This is a genomic window from Streptomyces sp. NPDC033180 (assembly GCF_055577645.1).
Genome location: NZ_JBVIPU010000006.1, coordinates 94,596 through 114,088, shown reverse-complemented (window position 1 = coordinate 114,088; position 19,493 = coordinate 94,596). Strand labels below are relative to the sequence as shown.

Here is a 19,493-nt window from a genome sequence, read left to right as displayed (position 1 = left end):
CATCCTCACCGCCCCCACCGATGGCCGCAATGACGGTTCTCTGTCACATCCGGACATGCCCGTGGGCGGCTCGGGCGAGCGACGGCGCAGGGCGGAACATTCGTCCAATACGGCCGCTGTCGGCGTCGTCATAGTCAGGGGCACGGACCGGCACAACCGCCGCCTCATACCGAGGAGAAGCAACGATGACCACCAGCGACGACACCACAACGGACGACGCCACCACGAACGACACCGAGAACGTACGCGAACTGGTCGCCCAGCTCGCGTTCGGAAGCCTGGCCGCGCAGACCGTCCGCGCTGCCCTCCGGCTGCGGGTGATGGAGCTGATCGGCGACAAGGAGCGGTCGGCAGCCGAAGTCGCGGCCGACGCCGGAGCGCTTCCGCAGCCCATGACCAGGCTTCTGCGCGCCCTGGCGAGCCTTGGCCTGCTGCGCGAACACACCGCGGGCTCCTTCTCGGTGACCGCCGCGGGCGCCACCCTGAACCCCGGGCGGCCCGACTCGATCACCTCACTTGTACGGATGTTCACCGAGCCGACGATGCTGCGTGCGTGGGAACACCTCGACGAGAGTGTCCGCACCGGGGAGGTGGCTTTCGACGCGGTCTTCGGGAAGGACTTCTTCAGCCACCTCAGGGAATTCCCCGATCTGTCGGCGGAGTTCAACGCGGCCATGAGCCAGGCCGTCAGGGCAACCGCCGCCGTCCTGCCGCACGCCTTCGACTTCGGCCGCTTCACCACGGTGACCGACGTCGGAGGCGGAGACGGCACCTTGCTGAGCGCGGTGCTCCGCGAGTATCCGGCCCTGACAGGCGTCATCTACGACACGGAGGAGGGCTTGGCCCAGGCACCGGCGAAGCTGGAGCACCAGGGGCTCACGACGCGATGCTCCTTGGTTGCCGGAGACTTCTTCCGCTCGGTTCCCGAAGGTTCCGACGTCTACCTCATGAAGAGCATCCTGCACGACTGGTCGGACGAACAGGCGGTGGCGATCCTCAGCCATTGCCGCGAGGTGCTGCCGCCCGCAGGACGCGTGCTGATCGTGGAGCCGGTCCTGCCCGAGGTCGTGGACGCCGAAACGGCCGGACTCACGTACCTCACCGACCTCAACATGATGGTGAACGTGGGTGGCAGGGAACGGACCCGGCCCGACTTCGAGGACCTGTGCCGCAAGGCGGGCCTGTCCCTCACCGCGGTGGCCCCGCTGACGCCGGCGGATCCGTTCTGCCTCATCGAGGCAGCAGCGGCAACAGCGGCATAAGAGCGGCCAACAACGGACCGAACGGTGCGGACGGACCGAACGGTGGGGACGGTGCGGACGGTGGGGACGGCTCGAAGGGCTCCGCGTCGAAGAAGGTCGACTGCGCCGACGAGGACATCAGTCAGGCCGACTGGACGAAGCACTGCTCCGACGAGGTGCTCGAAACGAAGTACGGCAAGAAGATCGTCGTCACCGTGCAACGCAGCAGCGAGGACTTCGACCTGGACTTCCCGGAGTACGCCGGATCCATCACGGGGTGACGTGGGGCGGCAACGGACGCGGCTGCCGGGCAACGTAGGTTGACCACATGGTTGAGGGGGCGAGCCCGGCGGCGCGGACCATGCCGCCGGAGCAGCGAACAAGGGGGCGGCACGCCGCTCGGCGGCAGAAGAAGCAGGGCGGGCTGGTTCGTTCGTCGTCGCTGATGGCTGTCGGCACGGTGGTGTCGCGGGCGACGGGTCTCATCCGGCAGGTGCTGCAAGCCGCGGCCCTTGGCACGGGCTTGCTGGCCAGCACCTACAACACGGCGAACACCGTGCCGACGAGCCTGTACACGCTGTTGATCGGTGGCGCGCTCAACGCCGTCCTGGTGCCACAGCTTGTGCGGGCCAGGGCGACGCAGCCCGACGGTGGCCGTGCCTACGAGCAGCGTCTGGTCACGCTCGTGGTGTGCGTGCTCGGCGTCGGTACGGCGCTCGCGGTGTGGGCGGCTCCACAGATCGTGGGCCTGTACATGCGCGACACCCCGGACAGTCACGAGGCGTTCGAACTGACGGTGACGTTCGCCAGGTTCCTGCTGCCGCAGATCTTCTTCTACGGCTTGTTCAGCATCTACGGACAAGTCCTCAACGCCCGCGAGAAGTTCGGCGCGATGATGTGGACACCGGTCCTCAACAACGTCGTGCTGGTCGGCATGTTCGCCGCCTACCTGACGCTGATGACGGTCCCCGATCAGGTGGCGGACATCACCACCACCCAGGTGCGGCTGCTCGGCCTCGGTACGACGGCTGGTATCGCCGTACAGGCCCTGGCTCTCATACCGTTCGCCCGGGCGGCCGGTTTCCGGTTCCGGCCGCGCTTCGACTGGCGGGGCACCGGCCTGGGCCGGAGCGTCCACGCGGCGAAGTGGACGCTCCTGTTCGTCCTGGCCAACCAGGCCGCCCTGACAGTGGTCACGAATTACGCCACCGCCGCCGACCAGGAGCTGCCGCAGGCCGGCGCCGGTTACTCCGCCTACACCTACGCGCAGACGATCTGGCTGCTGCCGCAGTCGATCGTGACCGTGTCCCTGGTGACGGCTCTGCTGCCGCGCATGAGCCGGGCCGCCGCGGAAGGACGAGTCAAGGACCTGGGCGCGGATCTGTCCAGGGCCCTGCGGATCAGTGGCTTGGTCATCGTGCCCGCCGCCTTCCTCTTCCTCGCCCAGGGGCCGCGGATCGCGTCGCTGCTGTTCGCCCACGGAGCGGCGGATGCCGCGTCGGCCCGCCCTCCGGGATACATGCTGCAGGCCTTCGCGCTCGGCCTCATCCCGTTCTCCGCCCAGTACCTCCTGCTGCGCGGCTTCTACGCGTTGGAGGACACGCGTACGCCCTTCTTCATGGCGTCCTGGATCGCGGGGGTGAACATCGCCCTGGCCACGGCCTGCCATGTGCTGCTGCCCGCCCGCTGGGCGGTCGTCGGCATGGCCGGGGCCTACACCCTGTCCTACCTGGCCGGCCTCGCACTCACGGCGTATCTGCTGCGCAGGAGACTCGGAGCCCGCATCGACGACGGCAGCCTGCGCCGCACCTACGGCAAGCTGCTCTGCGCCGCGGCCCCCGCCGCGGGCCTTGGCTGGGCCGCCGCACAGGCGTGCGCCGGGCCGGGAAGCGGAACGTGGCCGACGGCCGCCGCGCTCGCCGCGGGAGTGCTCACCACTCTGCTGGCATACCTCTTCCTCGCACGGCTGATGAAGGTCAGCGAGCTCCGGCGGCTACCGGGAATGCGCTGAGTTCGGCGAGGGACGGCTCGTCACAGGAAGCGGCGGATCGGCCGGACGGCCAGTTCCCGGGCCCGTTGGACGACGGAGCGCCTCTTCCAGCGGCCTGGCCTGATCAGTTCACTGACCGCCACGTCGTCGTCGAAGTACGCGTCCAGAGTCGCGGTGAACTCCGGGTCGAGGACCGCGAGCATGACTTCCTCGTCGTGATCGAGGGAGCGGCGGTTGAAGTTCGTCGAGCCGATCAGCGCGGCCACACCGTCGACGGTGATGATCTTGGCGTGCATCATTGTGGGCTGGTACTGGAAGATCTTCACCCCGCACGCGGTGAGATCCTCGTAATAGTGCTGGCCGGCAAGATGGCTGACCCGTTTGTCGGTGTGCGGACCCGGCAGCAGGATCTCCACCTCGACGCCGCGCCGCGCGGTGTCGCACAGCAGCTCGATGAAGTACGCGTCCGGGGAGAAGTACGCGGTGGACAGCCTGAAGCGGTCCTCGGCCGACTCCAGCATCACCCGGATCAGGGTCTGCATGTCCTGCCAGCCGATGCTCGCCGAGCCGCGCACCACCTGCACGATGGCGTCGCCCCGCGGCTGCTGCTCGATGAACCGGTCCCGGTCGTCGAAGAGTTCGTCGTGGCACTCCGCCCAGTTCTGTGCGAACGCCGCGGCCATTCCGTCCACCGCGGGTCCGCGGACCTCGACGTGTGTGTCACGCCACTCGTGCTCGTTGCGGGCGTTGCCGCACCACTCCTGCGCGATCCCCACCCCGCCGGTGAACGCGGCCTCCTCGTCGACGACCAGAACCTTGCGGTGGCAGCGGTGATTCTGCTTGAGCGGGGAGAGATACAGCGGCTTGCGGAACCACGCCACCTGCACCCCCGCCCGGTCCATCGCGTCGAGCTGCTCCGTCTCGATCAGCCGGCTGCCGAACCCGTCCAGGAGGAGACGCACCCGCACCCCGGCGCGAGCCCGCTCCGCGAGCGCCTCGGCGAACTGGAGGGCGATGTCGCCCTTCCAGTACACGAACGTCATCATGTCCACGGTGTGCTCGGCCCGGCGGATTCCGGCGAGCATGGCCGCGAAGATCTCGTCGCCGTTGCGCAGAGGGGTGAGCGCGTTTCCCTCGGTCGCCGCGATCCCGATCAGCCGCTCGAGACGCCGTCGTATCCGCGTGACGCGGTCCTCCACGGACGGTTCGACGGCGCCGCCGGACGCCCGCGGACTCAGCTCGGGCGGCTGCTGCGTACTGGTCATGGCATCACCTGGCCGGTACGCGAGGAGAGAACATCGGGCCGCGGCGCCCGGTCCGGCACGGGCTGAGCGGCGAGCCGACTGTACCGGTCGGAATGCCGAGGCCGTGAGGGGCCCGGGCATACACCTCACCGGGCAGGGAACACGGCAGTCACGCCTCGACACAGGGAGCTTTTCGTGATCATTGTCGGCATAGTCGCTGTCTGTATCGTTCTGGCCGTACTCGCCTTCTTCGTGCCGCGTCTCTCCCGGCACCCCGAGCGGGGAACCCAGCGCACTTTGGGGGCCGGTTCACGCGCCGGGAACAAGGCCCCCGGCATCCTTGGCCGGCTCTTCAGCAAGCCGTTCCGCAGCAGTTCCAAGGCTGTGGGCCGCAGCGGCTCGGCCGGCCGGCGGACCCGCGGCCGCATGCCCTTCTGACGCGGCGTCGGGGGCGTCCGGGGCGTCGGGGCTCACAAGCTCGCGAGGAGATCGTCGAGCGGGGCCGGCGTCAGCTCCGGGCTGAGGGCCTCGGCGAGGAGGCGGCCGTAGCGGATCTTGCGGCCCTTCTTCGTGCCGAGGAAGCGCCTCAACTGCTGCTGCCGGGGCCGGTCATGCTGTGCGGGCTGGTGCAGGAAGGTCCGCCAGGCCCGCAGGTCGCCCTCGGCCCGGACGATCTCCTCGACCCTTGCCGTGCCCAGCGCGCGGATGAGTTCGTCCTCCAGGTCGAAGACGCACACGAAGAAGTCCCGGCGCGGCGCCCGCACCCGCTCCAGAGCGCGGTCGTAGAAGCACTGCTCGCCCACGTCGCACAGTCCTGCCAGCCGCAGGTCGAGCCCGGGCGGCCCGAGGATCTCGGTGTAACGGCCGATGCTCATCGCCCCGCCCATCGACACGACGCAGACCCCCTCGGCGGCCAGGTCCCTGCCACGCCGTGCTGCCAGCGCCTCAACGGCCTCGCGGTCACTCGGCCCTTCCAGCAGGACCGCCGTGCGCACTCCCACCTGACCGGCCAGATCACTCGCGGGCCCGCCGGGCCCGCCGGCCGCCCACTCGTCGACCGCGCCCCGGAACGCCCCCATGTCCGCCATGCGGCGAGTCTGCACCTTCCCCGCCGCCACGGCACGCGATATTCGCCGGCACGCCGGTCAGTCCTGCCAGGACCAGTCCCGCACCTCCGGCAGGTCCACGCCGTGTGCGCGCACATAGGCGTGGTGGCGCAGTCTCGCGTCCATCATTCGCTGGCGTGCCTCGATCGCACGGACGCCGAGGCCCGGCACCCGGTCGACGACATCCATCACCAGGCGGAAACGGTCCAGGTCGTTGGCGACCACCATGTCGAAGGGCGTGGTGGTCGTGCCGCGTTCCTTGTATCCGCGGACATGCAGGTGCGGGTGGACCGCGCGCCGGTAGGCGAGCCTGTGCACCAGCCACGGGTAGCCGTGGAAGCCGAAGATCACCGGCTTGTCGCGGGTGAACAGCGCGTCGAACTCCGCGTCCGGCATGCCGTGCGGGTGCTCGCCCTCCGGCATCAGCCGCGCGATGTCCACCACGTTGACCACGCGCACCGCGAGGTCCGGCAGGAGGGTGCGCAGCAGGCTCGCGGCGGCGAGCACCTCCAGGGTGGGCACGTCCCCGGCACAGGCCAGAACGACGTCCGGCTCCTGATCGGGGGTCTCGGTGCCGGCCCAGGTCCACACACCGGCACCCCGCGCGCAGTGGGCCCGCGCATCGTCCAGGCTCAGCCAGTCGAAGCCGGGCTGCTTGCCGGCCACGATCACATTCACGTAGTCACGTGAGGCGAGGCAGTGCTCGGCGGTGGACAGCAGGGTGTTGGTGTCCGGCGGCAGGTAGACCCGTACCGCCTCCGGACTCTTGTTGAGCACGTGTCCGATGAAGCCGGGATCCTGGTGCGAGAAGCCGTTGTGGTCCTGGCGCCACACATGCGAGGTCAGCAGGTAGTTCAGCGAGGCGATCGGCGCACGCCAGGGCAGCTCCCGCGTGGTGCGCAGCCACTTGATGTGCTGGTTGACCATCGAGTCGACGATGTGCACGAACGCCTCGTAGCAGGAGAACAATCCGTGACGACCTGTCAGCAGATAGCCCTCGAGCCATCCCTGACAGGTGTGTTCGGAGAGGATCTCCATCACCCGCCCATGGCGGGTGAGGTCTTCGTCAACGTCGTAGATCTCTTCCTGCCACGTCTTTCCGGACGCCCCGTAGACCGCGTCGAGCCGGTTGGACGCGGTCTCGTCCGGGCCGACGAGCCGGAAGTCGCGCCGCTCGGCGGTGTCGGCCATCACCTGCCGCAGATAGCCGCCGAGCACCCGCGTCGGCTCGTTCATGGAGCCGCCCGGCTTGTCCACGACGACCGCGAACTCCTCCAGCGGCTTCAGCGGCAGCGAGCGCAGAAGCAACCCGCCGTTGGCGTGCGGATTGGCGCCGAGGCGCAGCGTGCCCCGCGGGGCGATGTCGAGGAGCCCGGAGTCCGGGCGCCCCTGGGCGTCGAACAGTTCCTCGGGACGGTAGGAGCGCAGCCATTCCTCCAGCTGGTGGCGGTGCTCGGCGCTCTCCCTGACGTTGGACAGCGGCACCTGGTGCGCGCGCCACGTGCCCTCCACCGGTTTGCCGTCCACCATCTTGGGGCCGGTCCAGCCCTTCGGGGTACGGAGCACGATCATGGGCCAGCGGGGCGGGACGGCGTCCTTGGAACGCTCGGCGTCTCCCTCGGCCCTGGCCTCGCGCTGGATCGCCGCGATGCGGTCGAGGCAGCGGTCGAGGGCGGCGGCGAAGTCCCGGTGGACCGTCATGGGATCATCGCCGGTGACGTGCACGGGCTCGTACCCGTACCCCCTCATCAGGTCTTCGAGCTGCCCCTCGGGCAGCCTCGCCGGGATCGTCGGGTTGGCGATCTTGTAGCCGTTCAGGTGCAGGATCGGGAGCACCGCACCGTCGTGCACCGGGTCCAGGAAGGTGTTGGAGTGCCAGGAGGCGGCCAGCGGCCCGGTCTCGGACTCTCCGTCGCCGATGACGCACACCGACAGCAGGTCGGGGTTGTCGAACGCGGCGCCGTAGGCGTGCGAGAGGGAGTAGCCGAGTTCGCCGCCCTCGTGGAGGGAGCCGGGCGTCTCGGGGGCGACATGGCTCGGCACTCCGCCGGGGAAGGAGAACTGGCGGAAGAGCCGGGTCATCCCCTCTTCGTCGCGGGTGATGTCGGGGTAGGTCTCCGTGTACGTTCCGTCCAGCCAGGAGTTGGCCAGTACGGCGGGCCCGCCGTGCCCCGGGCCCCAGACGCAGACGGTGTCCAGCTGCCGTGCCCTGATGACCCGGTTGAGGTGCACGTGCACCAGGTTGAGGCCGGGCGAGGTGCCGAAGTGGCCAAGGAGGCGTGGCTTGATGTCCTCGACCGCGAGGGGACGCCGCAGCAGGGCGTTGTCCATCAGATAGATCTGCCCCACCGAGAGGTAGTTCGCTGCCCTCCAGTACCGTTCCAGCGCCTGCAGTTCGGCATCAGAGGGTGGTTCGGCGGGTGCGGCCGGGTTCACCGCGGGTTCGCCCATGGCTGTTCCTTCCGATAAATGACCGGCCTCGCTCAACGTAACGGCGTGCCGGATCACACGCCTCCCGGAGTCGGCCGGACGCATGTCCACAGCGCCCCCGGGTTCCCCCTGGGAGGGATCTACACAGCTATCGTGCTCGGGCGAAGGGGCCGTACGGGAGAACGAAGAGGCCGTACGGGAGAGCGAGCCGGCGGGGTAAAGGCAGGGAGCGACATGGTGGGGGCACCGCAAGCGCAGGAGACGGCCAAGAGGCTGCGGGCGATCAGCGACGAGCTGTCGGACCGTTTCTACGAGCGGGCCGACGTGGTGCGGACGCTGGTGGTGACGCTTCTGGCCGGACAGCACTCGTTGGTGCTCGGCCCGCCCGGCACGGCGAAGTCCGAGATGGCCCGGGAGCTCACGGGCCGGGTCGACGGCGCGTCCTACTGGGAGATCCTTCTGTCGAAGTTCACCGCGCCGACGAGGATGTTCGGTCCCATCGACGTCGCCGCGCTGGCCCGGGGCGAGTACCGCCAGGTCTACGAGGGCCGTGCCACGACCGCGCATGTGGCGTTCATCGACGAGATCTTCAAGTGCTCCACGGCGGCCCTGAACGAAACGCTCGGCTACCTCAACGAGCGGATCTACCACCCCGAGAGCGGGGGCGAGCCCATCCGCTGCCCCCTGATCGGAGCCATCACGGCGAGCAACGAACTGCCCACCGGGGAGGACTCGGCCGCGATCTACGACCGGCTCCTCGTACGGATCGAGGTCGGCTACCTGGCGGACCCCTCGAACTTCGCCGCACTGGTCCGCTCCGCCGTAGGCCGCCCGGCGGCACCGACACGGACCACGGTCGAACTGGCCGCGTTGCGGCACGCCGTGGCCGAAGCCGTCCCGGCGGTGGATGTCCCCGACGCGATCGTGGACGCGATATGCACGCTGCGGGCCGCCCTGCGCCGCAAGGAACTCGTCGCGTCCGACCGCCGCTGGCGCCAGGCGGTGGGCCTGCTCCAGGCTTCCGCGTACCTCGACGACCGCCCGGCGGTCGCCGAGACGGACCTCTCGGTCCTGACCCACGTGCTGTGGGACTCCCCCGCCGAGCGTCCGACCGTCGAGCGCGAGGTGCTGCAACTGGTGAACCCCGACGCCAAGGAGGCGCTCGAGCTCGCCGACACCATCGAGGAGATCGAGACCCAGCTCGACGCCATGGCCGGGCAGTCCCGCGAGGCGCTGAGCGACTGGGTCATCAAGAAGGCCCACAACAAGCTCGCCACGGCGGGGAAGCGCCTGGAGACGCTGCGCGCCGAGGCGGCGGGCGCGGGCCGCTCCACCGCCGCCATCGACCGCGTCACCGGCCGCCAACGCGCCGTTCGCGCCCGCGTTCTCACCGAGGCACTCGGCGTGGACGCGAGCATGGTGCAGGCCCAGTTCTGACACCGGGGGATCAGGAGCATGGGCGAGACATCGGACAGGCTGGACGAGCTGGCGAACCGCGCAGGGAAGTGGCTCGCTCTGGCCGTCGCTCCCGAGCGGCACACCGCGGCCGTGCTCGCGGACCGGTTCGAACAGATCGCGTGGCGCGACACCTACGAGCAGTCGGCCGGACTGCGCGAGTTCACCGAGGAACTGAACGACCGGCACGACGGGGCCACCGACCTCCTGACCGACGTGTTCCTGGCCGCGTACAAAGCCGCCCCGCGGCTGCGCGAGCGCACACGGATGGCTCCATCCCGGCTGGTCAACCACCAGGTCGTGGCCTCCCTGATGGAGTCACCGGAGTTCGCCGAGCTGCACCGGGAGACAACCGGTGACCCCTACGCCGCCGCCATGGCCGTCCTCGCCCAGGCCCCGGCCCTGCGCCGGCTCCTCGATCACTCCCGCGACGCCCAGGAACAAGCCGAGCGGTCGAACACGGCCCGGCAGGCCGCCGAGGACGCGGCAGCCACCGTGGACGAGGCGCTCCAGCGGGCCGCTGACGGAGCCCATGAGGACGGCGCCGTGCACACCCCCGCCGCCGACGCCCTCCAACTGGCCATCGAGGCCGCCGAGTCCGCCGACGCGGAGGCGCGGCAGGCCTCCCAGCACGCGGAACAGGCCATCGCCACGGCGGCCCCCGGTATCCGTTCCGGCGTGCGGAACGCGGCATCGAAGGCCGCCGAAGCCGTGCGGGAGGAGGTCGCACTGATGCGGGCCTGGGGTGTCGGCCCCGGTGAACTGGAGCGCATGCCGTTCGCACAGCGCGCCCGGCTCGCCGAGCGGCTGCGCACCAGCCGTCTCGCACAGTGGGCCGACCTCATCGGCCGCTTCCGGCAGATGGCCGAGGGCGAGCGCGCCCGCAAGGTCGAGAACACCACCGGCGAGCTGGTCGGCGTCACGCTCGGCGACGACCTCTCCCGCGTCATCCCCTCCGAGCTGGCCAACCTCGGCCTGCCCGAGCTGCGTGCGGTGTTCGCCGCGCGCTACGCAGCCGGGGAACTGATGCTCTACGACAGCCAAGGGGAGCAGTCCACCGGCAAGGGCGCCGTCATCGCGTGCGTGGACACCTCACACTCCATGTACGTGGAGGGGCCCGGCGGAGTCACCCGGGAGGCGTGGGCCAAGGCGTGCGCCCTGGCGCTCTTCGATCAGGCCCGCCAAGCCGGGCGTGACTTCGTCGGCATCCTGTTCGCCGCGGCCGACAAGCTCCAGGTCTTCCGCTTCCCCACCGACGAGTCCACAGACATCGCCCGGGTCATCGACTTCGCGGAGACCTTCCTTGGTGGCGGCACCAGCTACCAGAGGCCGCTGTCGGCAGCCGCCGAGCTCCTTGAGGAGGAGTTCGACGACTCCGCCCGCATGCGGGGCGACATCGTGATGCTCACCGACGACGAATGCGGCGTCACCGAGGCATGGACACGCGGCTGGAACGACGCCAAACGCCGGCTGGGCTTCCGCGTCTTCGGCGTGGCCATCGGCGCCCCGCCGGCCGCCGAAGCCGGCTCGGTCCTCGATGCCCTGTGCGACAACCTCCGGGCTGTCGATGACCTCACCGACATCCATGCGGCCGCCGACCTCTTCCGCGTGATCTGACCTCTGCCACGTGCGGGCGGGAGTGTCACCGCCCCTCGACGCTCGCTCCGGGCCTAGGGAGTGACCGCCACCGTCGCCCTGCCCGAGGCCCGCTTGCCGCCCGTCCGGTAAGTGGCGGTGAGTTCGACGCTGCCCGAGGCGTCCGACGGCACGGTGACGGGGACCTTGACGGTCGCCCCCTCGCCCGGGTCGAGCGCGGGGACGGCGACCTGGCGCGTCGTCCATCCGCCGGGCGCCGTGAGATCGAGGGTGCCCCGAGCGCGACGTGTGTCCATCCGGTTGACCACCCGCACCTCCACCTTCCCGCTCCTGCCCGCCTTCAGGGTCGCGGGCGGGGCGATCGTGATGTCCGCACAGGTGCCGCCGAGCCAGTCCAGGTCGAAGGACGCGTAGGTGATGTGGTCGTAGTCGCCGCGTTCGTAGAGCAGTCCGACGCGCCCGTTCGGCAGCTTGGTCAGCGTCGAGTAGGCCGCGCTGCCGGCGTCGACGACCTTTCTGATCGGCCAGGTCCTGCCGTTGTCGCAGGACATCTTCACCGTGAGGTTGCGCCGCGCCGCCGCGTCCTCGGTGTTGCTGAACAGCAGCCACGAGGACTGCGGATGCGAGGCCGGGGCCTCGGCGTCGTACCGGATGACCGAGGCGTTGTTCGCGGGATCGGTGAGCCGTGTGTCCTGCTGAAACGGGGTGTAGTTCACCCCGCCGTCGGTCGAGTACGCGATCGTGCGGTACGGCTTCGAACGGTTGTTGAGCATGATCCTGCCGTCCGACAGCTCGACGGTCTTGTTCTCGTCGCCGCCGGGACCGACCGGATTGCCGATGCTCCACGTGGCCCCGTGATCGTCGCTGTAAGCACTGGCCGCGTAGTTGGCGCCGTTGATGCGGATGGCGTACTGCTGGATCAGCCGGCCCGTGTGCGGTCCGTGCCGCACCTGAATGCCCTCGCCGGAGGCCGCGAACATGCCGGCCCAGGCAGGGTCCTTGATCTGCGCGGTGATACGGCGATGGGTCCACGTCACGCCGTCGTCGTCCGAGTAGCTGTAGTCGGTCTGGAGGATGTCCGGATCGCGCTCGTCGTTGCCGGTGCCCGAGCCGGAAAAGCCCCGGTTCGCCGAGGAGGCGTAGAACACGAAGATCCGGCCGGTCGTGCGGTCGACGAGCAGGCTCGGGTCGCCGTGCCCCCGGGGCGCGGCATCCTTGCGCACCACTTGCTGCGCCTTCCACGTCAGGCCCCCGTCGGTGCTCCGGCGCAGCACGACGCCGAGGTTGCCCGGCAGGTCACCCAGGGTGGGCCTGGCGTCGTAGGCGGCGAGCAGCGTGCCCTCCACCGAGGTGGTCAGGGCGGGGATGCGGTAGTACGGCGATCCCACTCCGTTGACGGTCAGGTCCTGGGAGGTCAGTTCACCCGAGGCGGCGGGGCCGCCGTGCGCGATGTCGTGCTCGATGCCGTTCGCGGTTCCGCTCGCGGTGATGACCAGCGCCGCGGCGGACAGCAGGGCGAGGGGGGTTCTTCGCTGCATGGACGATCCATCCTTGGGTTCCGCGTAGTGGTCGTATGCGCTGACGCAGGTGGAGGGCAGGCAGATCGCATCCATCGTCGCGATCAAGACCGGCACCGGAGCGGCGGCGCGCGCGGCGAAGAGGGTGGGGTCAAGGACGTACGACCGGGTCAGGCGTCGCGTACGACCGGGTCAGGCCTGCGCGGCGTCCTGGGCGCGGGCCTCGGAGATCCGGCGCCGCACCGGCGCGTAGTGCTCGCCCAGCGACCTCATGAAGGCGGCGACGTCACCGGCCCGCGCGGCGTCCACAATGCTCTGGTGCGCGGCGATGGTCTCGGTCTCGTCGGCGTGCGTGAAGCCGTCCAGACGCGGCGCGACGATCGCGAACACATCCCAGAAGGCCATCGAGAGCTGCTCGACGAGCTCGTTGCCGAGCGGTTCCACGAGCAGCGCGTGGAACGCCCGGTCCGCCTCCATGAAGCCGCGCCCCTCCCCCGCGCCCTCGCGCATGGCAGCCACGAGGCGCTCCAGCGCGTCGAGTTGGCCGGAGCCGAGCGCGGTGACGATCCGGTCGGCCAGCCCGCGCTCGACGAGTTCGCGTACGTCGACGAGGTCGGCGAGGACCTGGAAGTCGTCGCCCGGCGAGAGCAGCCCGCGGAAGGTCAGGCTCTCCACCAGGGCCGAAAGGCTCAGCCGGCCGACATAGGTGCCGTGGCCATGGCGGACCTCGACGATGTCCAGGGCGTTCAGGATCTTGACGGCCTCGCGCACGCTGGAGCGGCTGGCGCCCAACGCCTCGCACAGGGCCGGCTCGGTGGGCAGCGGGTCACCGGGGCGCAGTCGCTCCTCGATGATGTGGCGCTTGATGCCCTCCACGACTTCCTGCCGAAGCAGTTGCCGACCGGGCTTCGCGCCGGACGCGGGTGAACTCCCCACCTCTTGACCTCTCTCGGTTCCCAGGGCGGCTCCCACGCTATCAAGGCATCAGACATCTGACGTCTCACGCATGAGGGGGATCCGTGCCCTGGGCACACCTGGCGGTGAGTCGGTCCTCGAATCATCGACCGGCCAGCGAAGCCCAGGCCGGTTTCCACTATGCTTCCTCGCACAACCGCCCGCGCCGAGATGCGATCCGGTGCCGCGTGCTCTGCCGGCGCCCCTAGCACCGTGCCCCATCAGCTGAGCGAAGTTCGCTGGGGTCGACGCGGTCTCACGGAGCTTTCACCCATCGCACGTACGGTCCCCGGGCTCCGCGACCTGAGTGTCCTTGCCGGCCGAACGGGTAACGGGGTGTGGACCGTGCCCCGGTGGCAAGATGTACAAGTGAGACAACGCCGATCGGAGTGTCATCGATATGGGTCTGAGTCCCGAACCCGATCGCAGGTCCCGGGATGCGGCTCATGCGGGTTCCGAGTTCATCGAACTGCTCGAAGTCATGTGGGAACGGGGACGTGAGGCCGTTCCGACCGGACCGGTTTCTCCGTCCCAGTTGCGCCTCCTTTACGCGCTGGACCGCGAGGAGGGCATCAACCTGCGCATGCTCTCCGAGGCTCTGGGTTCGGCTCCCCCTTCGGTGAGCCGCCTGTGCGACCGGCTCCAGGCCACGGGATTGATCGAACGTACGCCCAGTCCGGTCAGCCGACGGGAACTGGAGCTCCGGCTGACCAGCCATGGCAGGGCCTACCTCGCCGACCTGCGAAAGCGGCGCGAGAGCATACTGATGGCCACCATCGACGCCATGCCGCCCAAGGCACGCCGCGCCCTGCTCGAAGGGCTCAGAGGTTTTCGTGATGTGGCGACCGCGTCCGAGCAGGACGACGACGGAGCCAGAACCTGGCGCTCGGTCGGCTAGATCAGGCCGCTGAGCGCTCAGGCCGGCTCGTCCTGCACTCTCCTTTTTCCGCCCCCCGACTCCTCCGCCCTCGTCTACCGTCCTCGTCTACCGTCCGAACCAGTCGAGGCAGACCACGAGAGCATCGTCGTCCAGGGGCAACGAACCTCGGTACTCTCCGAGATCACGAAGAACCGCTTGCGGCACCTGCGACGCCGGCAGCAGACGATGCGCCGACAGGGACCGGGCGAGAGCCCGCTCCCCGTACCGCTCCCCCGCCTTCGAGACGCTGTCGTAGACCCCGTCGCTGCCCACCAGGATGCGGTCACCCGGCTCCAGTCGCAGGCGCTCCGCGACGTAGACCGTCTCCTCGAACATCCCGAGGGGGAGTTGCGCGTCGAAGTCGACGGACTCGACCGCTCGCCCGCGATACCTCCACATACGGGGCGATCCGGCGTCGACGGCCTCCACTTCGCCGGTGGCGAGGTCGAAGCGCAGCAGCAGGACGGAGGCGTGCAACTCGCCCCGGTACTGCGCGTACACGGCCTGGTCGGCGAGGCTCGCCTGGCCGGGAAGATCCAGGCCGGCGCGGCGGGCGTTGCGCAACGCGTTCACCACGAGGTTGGTGAGCAGTGCCGCTTCCATCCCGTGGCCCATTCCGTTGGTCACGGTGAGCGTGAGGTGGTGCGGCGAGACCGACCAGTCGAAGTTGTCACCGAAGATCGCGTACGCGGGCTCCAGATGGGCGCCCAGCTGGAACTCCGGACGCGACACGGAGCGGCCCGGCAGCAACTGCCACTGCATCTCGGCGGCGAGAGTGAGGCGGACGGCCCTGCGCGCGAGAAGGTACAGATCGGTGTCGCGTTCGGCGACCCGGATCTCGTGGCCCAGCGCCTCACAGATGCGCTGCATCTCCGGCAGACAGGCCTGTTCGTAGCGCGCTTCAGGAATGGTGAGGGTGAGTACACCCATCCGGTCTCCCCGGACGGTCACCGGCAGATGGATGGTCGTCGCGCCGTCCGTCCTCGACTCGACGCGTGGTTCCTGGGCACCGAAGGCTCTGCCCTGCGGGCTGTCATGGATGGGTACCGACTCTCTGGTGAACGGCACGTCCTCCACCATCTGGAGGGTCGTCAAGCCGTAGTCGGCGAGCCGCAGTTCCACCCTCTCGACCCCGTACTGCTCCCGCAACGCCCCCGTCACGACATCGAGCAGCAAATGGGGCGCCGCGCTGCGCAGCGCCCGCTCGACGACAGCGAATCTGTCCACGTTTCCTGCTTCTCACTAAGCCACGCCGAATTGAGGACCCGGCCGACAGCGCCCCCGGTCCGTCGGCCTTCGGCGTATGGGGACATGCACTCAGTCCAACACGGCGCGGCCGAGGAGTCACTCCGGTGGCTGGGCTGTCAGGCTCGGGCGACTGCCTGGCCTGACGCCGGGCAACCTCTCACATCGTACGATGCACGGAGACAACTATTTCCCCACAGCAAGAAAAATTGGGTCAACGCACATGCCTCCCACAAGCCGGGGCAGAGGCGGTACGAGGAAGCTTCGTAGACCAGGGGAGTTAGAACCATGTCACTGATCTCTGAACACGCTGCCGAGACCGTACGAAACGACGAGACGCTGACCTTGGGCGAGGTGTCCGTCCCGGGCGGGGTGTCTGCCGGCGAGGGTGAACTGCCGTGGATCGAGGACACGGACAAGGTTGCCCCGAAGGATGCCCGAGCCCTGTCGAAGCTGTTCTTCGACAAGCTTCAGACCTTGGAAGAGGGCACGCACGAATACCAGTACGCACGCAACACCCTTATCGAGATGAACCTGACGCTCGTGCAGTTCGCGGCCCGCCGGTTCCGCAATCGCGGCAACGGCGACATGGAGGAGATCGTCCAGGTCGGCACCATCGGCCTCATCAAGGCGATCGACCGGTTCGACCTCAGCCGCGAGGTCGAGTTCGCCACCTTCGCCGTGCCTTACATTCTCGGCGAGATCAAGCGGTTCTTCCGGGACACCACCTGGGCCGTGCATGTGCCGCGCCGGCTCCAGGAGTTGCGCGTGGAGCTCGCCAAGGCCAAGGAGCAGCTCTCCGCCCATCTGGACCATGACCCGACCGTCAAGGAGCTCGCCGAGTACCTGTCGATCACCGAAGAAGAGGTCATCGACGGCCTCGTCGCCTCGAACGGCTACACCGCCGGTTCCCTGGAGGCGCCCACGGACAGCGGTGAGGGCGCGACCACTCCGACACGCACCTTGGCCGACGTGATGGGCGAACCGGACCCGGCCATGGAAGTGGTGGAGAACCTGCACACCCTGGCACCGCTCATCGACGAACTCGACGACCGGGAGCGCCGCATCCTCGAAATGCGCTTCGGCCAGGAGATGACCCAGTCGCAGATCGGCTCCGAACTCGGCGTCTCGCAGATGCACATCTCCCGTCTTCTCACCGGCACCCTCACCAAGCTCCGCAGGGGAATGCTGGCCTGAGCCACCGGCCACCTGAACACACCCCTCCACTTACCCGCGTCCCTCACGTGCACGCGTCATCACCTGCACAGCGACGCTGACGGGTCGCCAACTGCGGGCCTCGGGGCAGCACCAGAGCGAGGAGCGCCCCGAGGCCGGCTCCAGGGGAAGCTCATGGGCCGTACCGCGATCGCGGACGGGCCATCGCCCCCGCGCTCGCCGCTCCCACGCACGCCAGCGCCAGCCACTGCGTGACGCCCAGGTCCTCGCCCAGGATCAGTACGCCCGCCAAGCCCGCGCTCGCTGGTTCCAGGCTGGTCAGGACGCTCACCGTACGGACCGGCAGCCGCCGCAGAGCCGCCAGCTCCAGGGAGTACGGGATGACCGCCGACAGCACGGCCAGGGCGGTTCCGAGCAGCAGAATCCGAGGGGCGAGCAGTTCGGTCCCCGGGCCCGCCACACCCAGCGGGATGGTCAGCACTGCCGCCCAGGTCACCGCCAGGGCCAGCGGACCACCCCCTGCGCTCCGGGCTCCCGCCTTCTTGCTCAGGAGAAGGTAGGCGGCCATGGATGCCCCTGCGGCCAGCGCGAGCAGCACTCCCCGGATCGGGAAACCGGCGCCGTGCGGGACGTGGAAGAGGCACACCCCGCATCCGGCCAGGACAGCACAGCCCGCGTCACGCCAACGGCGCGAGGTCAGCACCGCCAAGGTGATCGGGCCGAGAAGCTGGAGGGAGCTGGCCAGTCCGAGTGGCAGCAGGAGCAGCGCGGGATAGATCAGGTTCATCCCGGCGATCGCTGTCCCGAAGCCGAGGACCAGGGCCACCTCCGTACGGCTGCGGGGCAGCGAGGGCCGGTACAGGAGCAGCAGGAGCACCGCGGCCGGGCCGAGACGCATGGCCACAGCTCCGGGCGCCCCGACGGCATCGGCGAGTTGCTTGCCCAGGGCCTGCCCGAACTGGAGGCTCAGCACGCTGCCGAGCATCAGCCCGGGGGCGGGAAACTTCGTCATGCGTCCAGCCTCCGCACCCAGAACATGCACGTCCAGCAAATGAATGCGCACGAATCCCTTTAGGCTTGCCTACATGATTGACCACCGGCTGCACGTCCTCCAGGCACTCGCCGAGCTCGGCACGGTCACCGCGACCGCCGAGGCCCTGCACCTGACTCCCTCCGCCGTCTCCCAGCAACTGCGGCTGCTGGCCCGCGATCTGGGCGTGGACTTGCTGCGCCCCGAGGGACGACGCGTCCGCCTGACCCCTGCCGCGTACGTCGTTCTGCGGCACGCCGAGGCTCTGCGGGTGCAATGGGAGTCGGCCCAGGCCGAATTGGCTCAGCAGGGTGCGAGCGCCCGGGGCGCGCAGGGCACGCTGCGGATGTGCGGGGTGTCCTCGGCGCTGGCCGCGCTCGGCGCTCCGGCCGCCGCCCGGCTGCGGGAGACCCACCCGCTGGTCCAGTCGCTGATCGTCGAGGAAGAAAGCGCCGAGTGCTACCGGCTGCTGCTCGCGGACGAGGCCGACGTGGCCCTCGTGCTGCCCGGCCCCGACGCGCCGCCCGTCACAGACGCCCGCTTCGAGCAGGCTCCGCTGCTGACCGACCGCCAGGACCTACTGGTCCCCGCAGGGCACCGGCTCGCCCGGCCCGAAGGGGTCGAACTCGCGGAGGCCGCCGGGGAGTCATGGATCGTGAAGAAGCCGAACAACGACACCTTCCCGCTGGTGATGGCGGCGTGCACGGCGGCCGGCTTCACTCCCCGCATCACCCATCAGGTGAAGGAGTGGTACGCGGTCTCCTCGTTCGTCGCTGCGGGATTCGGCATCTGCCTCATGCCAAGAATCGTGCCGCTCCCCCAACACGCGGTCACACGGGTTGCGTTGCGGGGTACGCCTGTTCCCACGCGACGCTTCCTGACCGCCGTGCGGCGCGGCAGCGCGGCGCATCCGCTGGTGGCGGCCGGACTGCACGCCCTGCGCGAGGCGGCATCGGCGCACACCGGGGCGTCGGCGGAGTCCTCGCCGAAGTGACCCTCGCCTCACGCCACCGCGGATTGATCGATTCCGCCACGGGCACATGGGCGAAGCGATGGTCGTATCGCACCCCCGAGAGAGGATGCTCATGCTGTTGGCACACCCCGTGGTCCTGGAAGACCTGGTGGAACGCTACAAGGCCCTGGCCGTGCTGCGGGCCGACCAGGGAAGCGCCGCAAGCCGCCAGGAGTACGAAGACGTCGCCTACAGCCTGTGCTTGGCCACCGGCACCAGCGACATCGACGCCGCCCTGGTGGCCGCGAGCCATCACCTGCCCGGCGTCCGCCCCGCCGACGACTCTTTGCTGTCGGGGTTGTCGGGGTTGTCGGGGGAAGAACCCCGCTGACGGACTACCGGTACCGTCGATCGGCCGCACCCCGATGCGGCCGATCGACGTGTTCCTCCCTGAGTTCCTCCCTGAGTCGCTTCTTGAGTTTCTTCTTGCTCATGGACGAGCGGCCGTTCCTGCACGCGCGTGGCTCCGAACGCAACGCACCCAGCTGGTGGTTGTTTCCCCTCCGAGTCCGGGGGCAGGCGGACTTCGTGCTTCGGACCGGAGGCGCATTCGCGGGGAGCGGTATGTCCACTCCCGT

At 69.4% G+C, this 19,493-nt stretch carries 16 protein-coding genes; 9 read left to right on the top strand and 7 right to left on the bottom strand.

Features of this window, described 5'->3' with window-relative positions:
* The first annotated feature begins 185 nt into the window (after window positions 1–185).
* Window positions 186–1,262, top strand: a complete 1,077-nt coding sequence (locus ACZ5WE_RS19020) for a methyltransferase (protein ID WP_467694651.1) — start codon at window positions 186–188, stop codon at window positions 1,260–1,262.
* A gap of 307 nt (window positions 1,263–1,569) precedes the next feature.
* Window positions 1,570–3,252 (top strand): murein biosynthesis integral membrane protein MurJ, encoded by a 1,683-nt coding sequence (gene murJ, locus ACZ5WE_RS19015; RefSeq protein ID WP_467694653.1) that lies wholly within the window; start codon window positions 1,570–1,572, stop codon window positions 3,250–3,252.
* A gap of 20 nt (window positions 3,253–3,272) precedes the next feature.
* Here murJ and ACZ5WE_RS19010 read toward each other — a convergent pair whose 3' ends face one another.
* Window positions 3,273–4,496, bottom strand: coding sequence for a phospholipase D-like domain-containing protein (locus ACZ5WE_RS19010; protein WP_467694654.1), 1,224 nt, complete (start codon window positions 4,494–4,496; stop codon window positions 3,273–3,275).
* A 174-nt stretch (window positions 4,497–4,670) separates the two neighbouring features.
* On the opposite strand from ACZ5WE_RS19010, the gene ACZ5WE_RS19005 reads away from it, so the two are divergent.
* Complete coding sequence (locus ACZ5WE_RS19005; RefSeq protein ID WP_467694656.1) at window positions 4,671–4,913, top strand: DUF6411 family protein; 243 nt, start codon at window positions 4,671–4,673, stop codon at window positions 4,911–4,913.
* A 32-nt stretch (window positions 4,914–4,945) separates the two neighbouring features.
* Here the strand turns inward: ACZ5WE_RS19005 and ACZ5WE_RS19000 are convergent, their stop codons facing one another.
* Both ACZ5WE_RS19000 and ACZ5WE_RS18995 read right to left on the bottom strand, forming a co-directional pair.
* Complete coding sequence (locus tag ACZ5WE_RS19000) at window positions 4,946–5,563, bottom strand: TOPRIM nucleotidyl transferase/hydrolase domain-containing protein (RefSeq protein ID WP_467694657.1); 618 nt, start codon at window positions 5,561–5,563, stop codon at window positions 4,946–4,948.
* Window positions 5,564–5,620: 57 nt separating this feature from the next.
* The gene (locus ACZ5WE_RS18995; protein WP_467694659.1) at window positions 5,621–8,032 is read right to left on the bottom strand and encodes a phosphoketolase family protein; all 2,412 of its coding nucleotides are present in this window, start codon (window positions 8,030–8,032) and stop codon (window positions 5,621–5,623) included.
* A 213-nt stretch (window positions 8,033–8,245) separates the two neighbouring features.
* Here ACZ5WE_RS18995 and ACZ5WE_RS18990 point away from each other — a divergent pair, with 213 nt between their 5' ends.
* A complete protein-coding gene (locus ACZ5WE_RS18990; RefSeq protein WP_467694661.1) occupies window positions 8,246–9,448 on the top strand; it encodes an AAA family ATPase in 1,203 nt (400 codons plus the stop codon).
* 18 nt (window positions 9,449–9,466) lie between these two features.
* Window positions 9,467–11,083, top strand: coding sequence for a VWA domain-containing protein (locus ACZ5WE_RS18985; RefSeq protein ID WP_467694663.1), 1,617 nt, complete (start codon window positions 9,467–9,469; stop codon window positions 11,081–11,083).
* A 53-nt stretch (window positions 11,084–11,136) separates the two neighbouring features.
* Here the strand turns inward: ACZ5WE_RS18985 and ACZ5WE_RS18980 are convergent, their stop codons facing one another.
* Together ACZ5WE_RS18980 and ACZ5WE_RS18975 are read right to left on the bottom strand one after the other, a co-directional pair.
* Complete coding sequence (locus ACZ5WE_RS18980) at window positions 11,137–12,600, bottom strand: exo-alpha-sialidase (RefSeq protein WP_467694664.1); 1,464 nt, start codon at window positions 12,598–12,600, stop codon at window positions 11,137–11,139.
* 171 nt (window positions 12,601–12,771) lie between these two features.
* Entirely contained in the window at window positions 12,772–13,515 is a 744-nt protein-coding gene (locus tag ACZ5WE_RS18975; RefSeq protein WP_467694666.1) for a FadR/GntR family transcriptional regulator, read from the bottom strand.
* A gap of 418 nt (window positions 13,516–13,933) precedes the next feature.
* Here ACZ5WE_RS18975 and ACZ5WE_RS18970 point away from each other — a divergent pair, with 418 nt between their 5' ends.
* Window positions 13,934–14,431, top strand: a complete 498-nt coding sequence (locus ACZ5WE_RS18970; protein ID WP_467694668.1) for a MarR family winged helix-turn-helix transcriptional regulator — start codon at window positions 13,934–13,936, stop codon at window positions 14,429–14,431.
* A gap of 87 nt (window positions 14,432–14,518) precedes the next feature.
* On the opposite strand, the gene ACZ5WE_RS18965 is transcribed toward ACZ5WE_RS18970, so the two are convergent.
* Window positions 14,519–15,679: a PP2C family protein-serine/threonine phosphatase gene (locus ACZ5WE_RS18965; protein WP_467694669.1), complete on the bottom strand. Its 1,161-nt coding sequence runs from the start codon at window positions 15,677–15,679 to the stop codon at window positions 14,519–14,521.
* A 306-nt stretch (window positions 15,680–15,985) separates the two neighbouring features.
* Between ACZ5WE_RS18965 and ACZ5WE_RS18960 the strand changes: the two genes are divergently transcribed.
* A complete protein-coding gene (locus ACZ5WE_RS18960) occupies window positions 15,986–16,894 on the top strand; it encodes an RNA polymerase sigma factor SigF (RefSeq protein ID WP_467694671.1) in 909 nt (302 codons plus the stop codon).
* A gap of 151 nt (window positions 16,895–17,045) precedes the next feature.
* Here the strand turns inward: ACZ5WE_RS18960 and ACZ5WE_RS18955 are convergent, their stop codons facing one another.
* On the bottom strand, window positions 17,046–17,885 hold the full coding sequence (locus tag ACZ5WE_RS18955) for an EamA family transporter (RefSeq protein ID WP_467694672.1): 840 nt from the start codon (window positions 17,883–17,885) through the stop codon (window positions 17,046–17,048).
* 73 nt (window positions 17,886–17,958) lie between these two features.
* Between ACZ5WE_RS18955 and ACZ5WE_RS18950 the strand changes: the two genes are divergently transcribed.
* Together ACZ5WE_RS18950 and ACZ5WE_RS18945 are read left to right on the top strand one after the other, a co-directional pair.
* Complete coding sequence (locus tag ACZ5WE_RS18950) at window positions 17,959–18,897, top strand: LysR family transcriptional regulator (RefSeq protein ID WP_467694674.1); 939 nt, start codon at window positions 17,959–17,961, stop codon at window positions 18,895–18,897.
* Between the two features lie 91 nt (window positions 18,898–18,988).
* The gene (locus tag ACZ5WE_RS18945; RefSeq protein ID WP_467694676.1) at window positions 18,989–19,246 is read left to right on the top strand and encodes a DUF5133 domain-containing protein; all 258 of its coding nucleotides are present in this window, start codon (window positions 18,989–18,991) and stop codon (window positions 19,244–19,246) included.
* Window positions 19,247–19,493 lie beyond the last annotated feature (247 nt).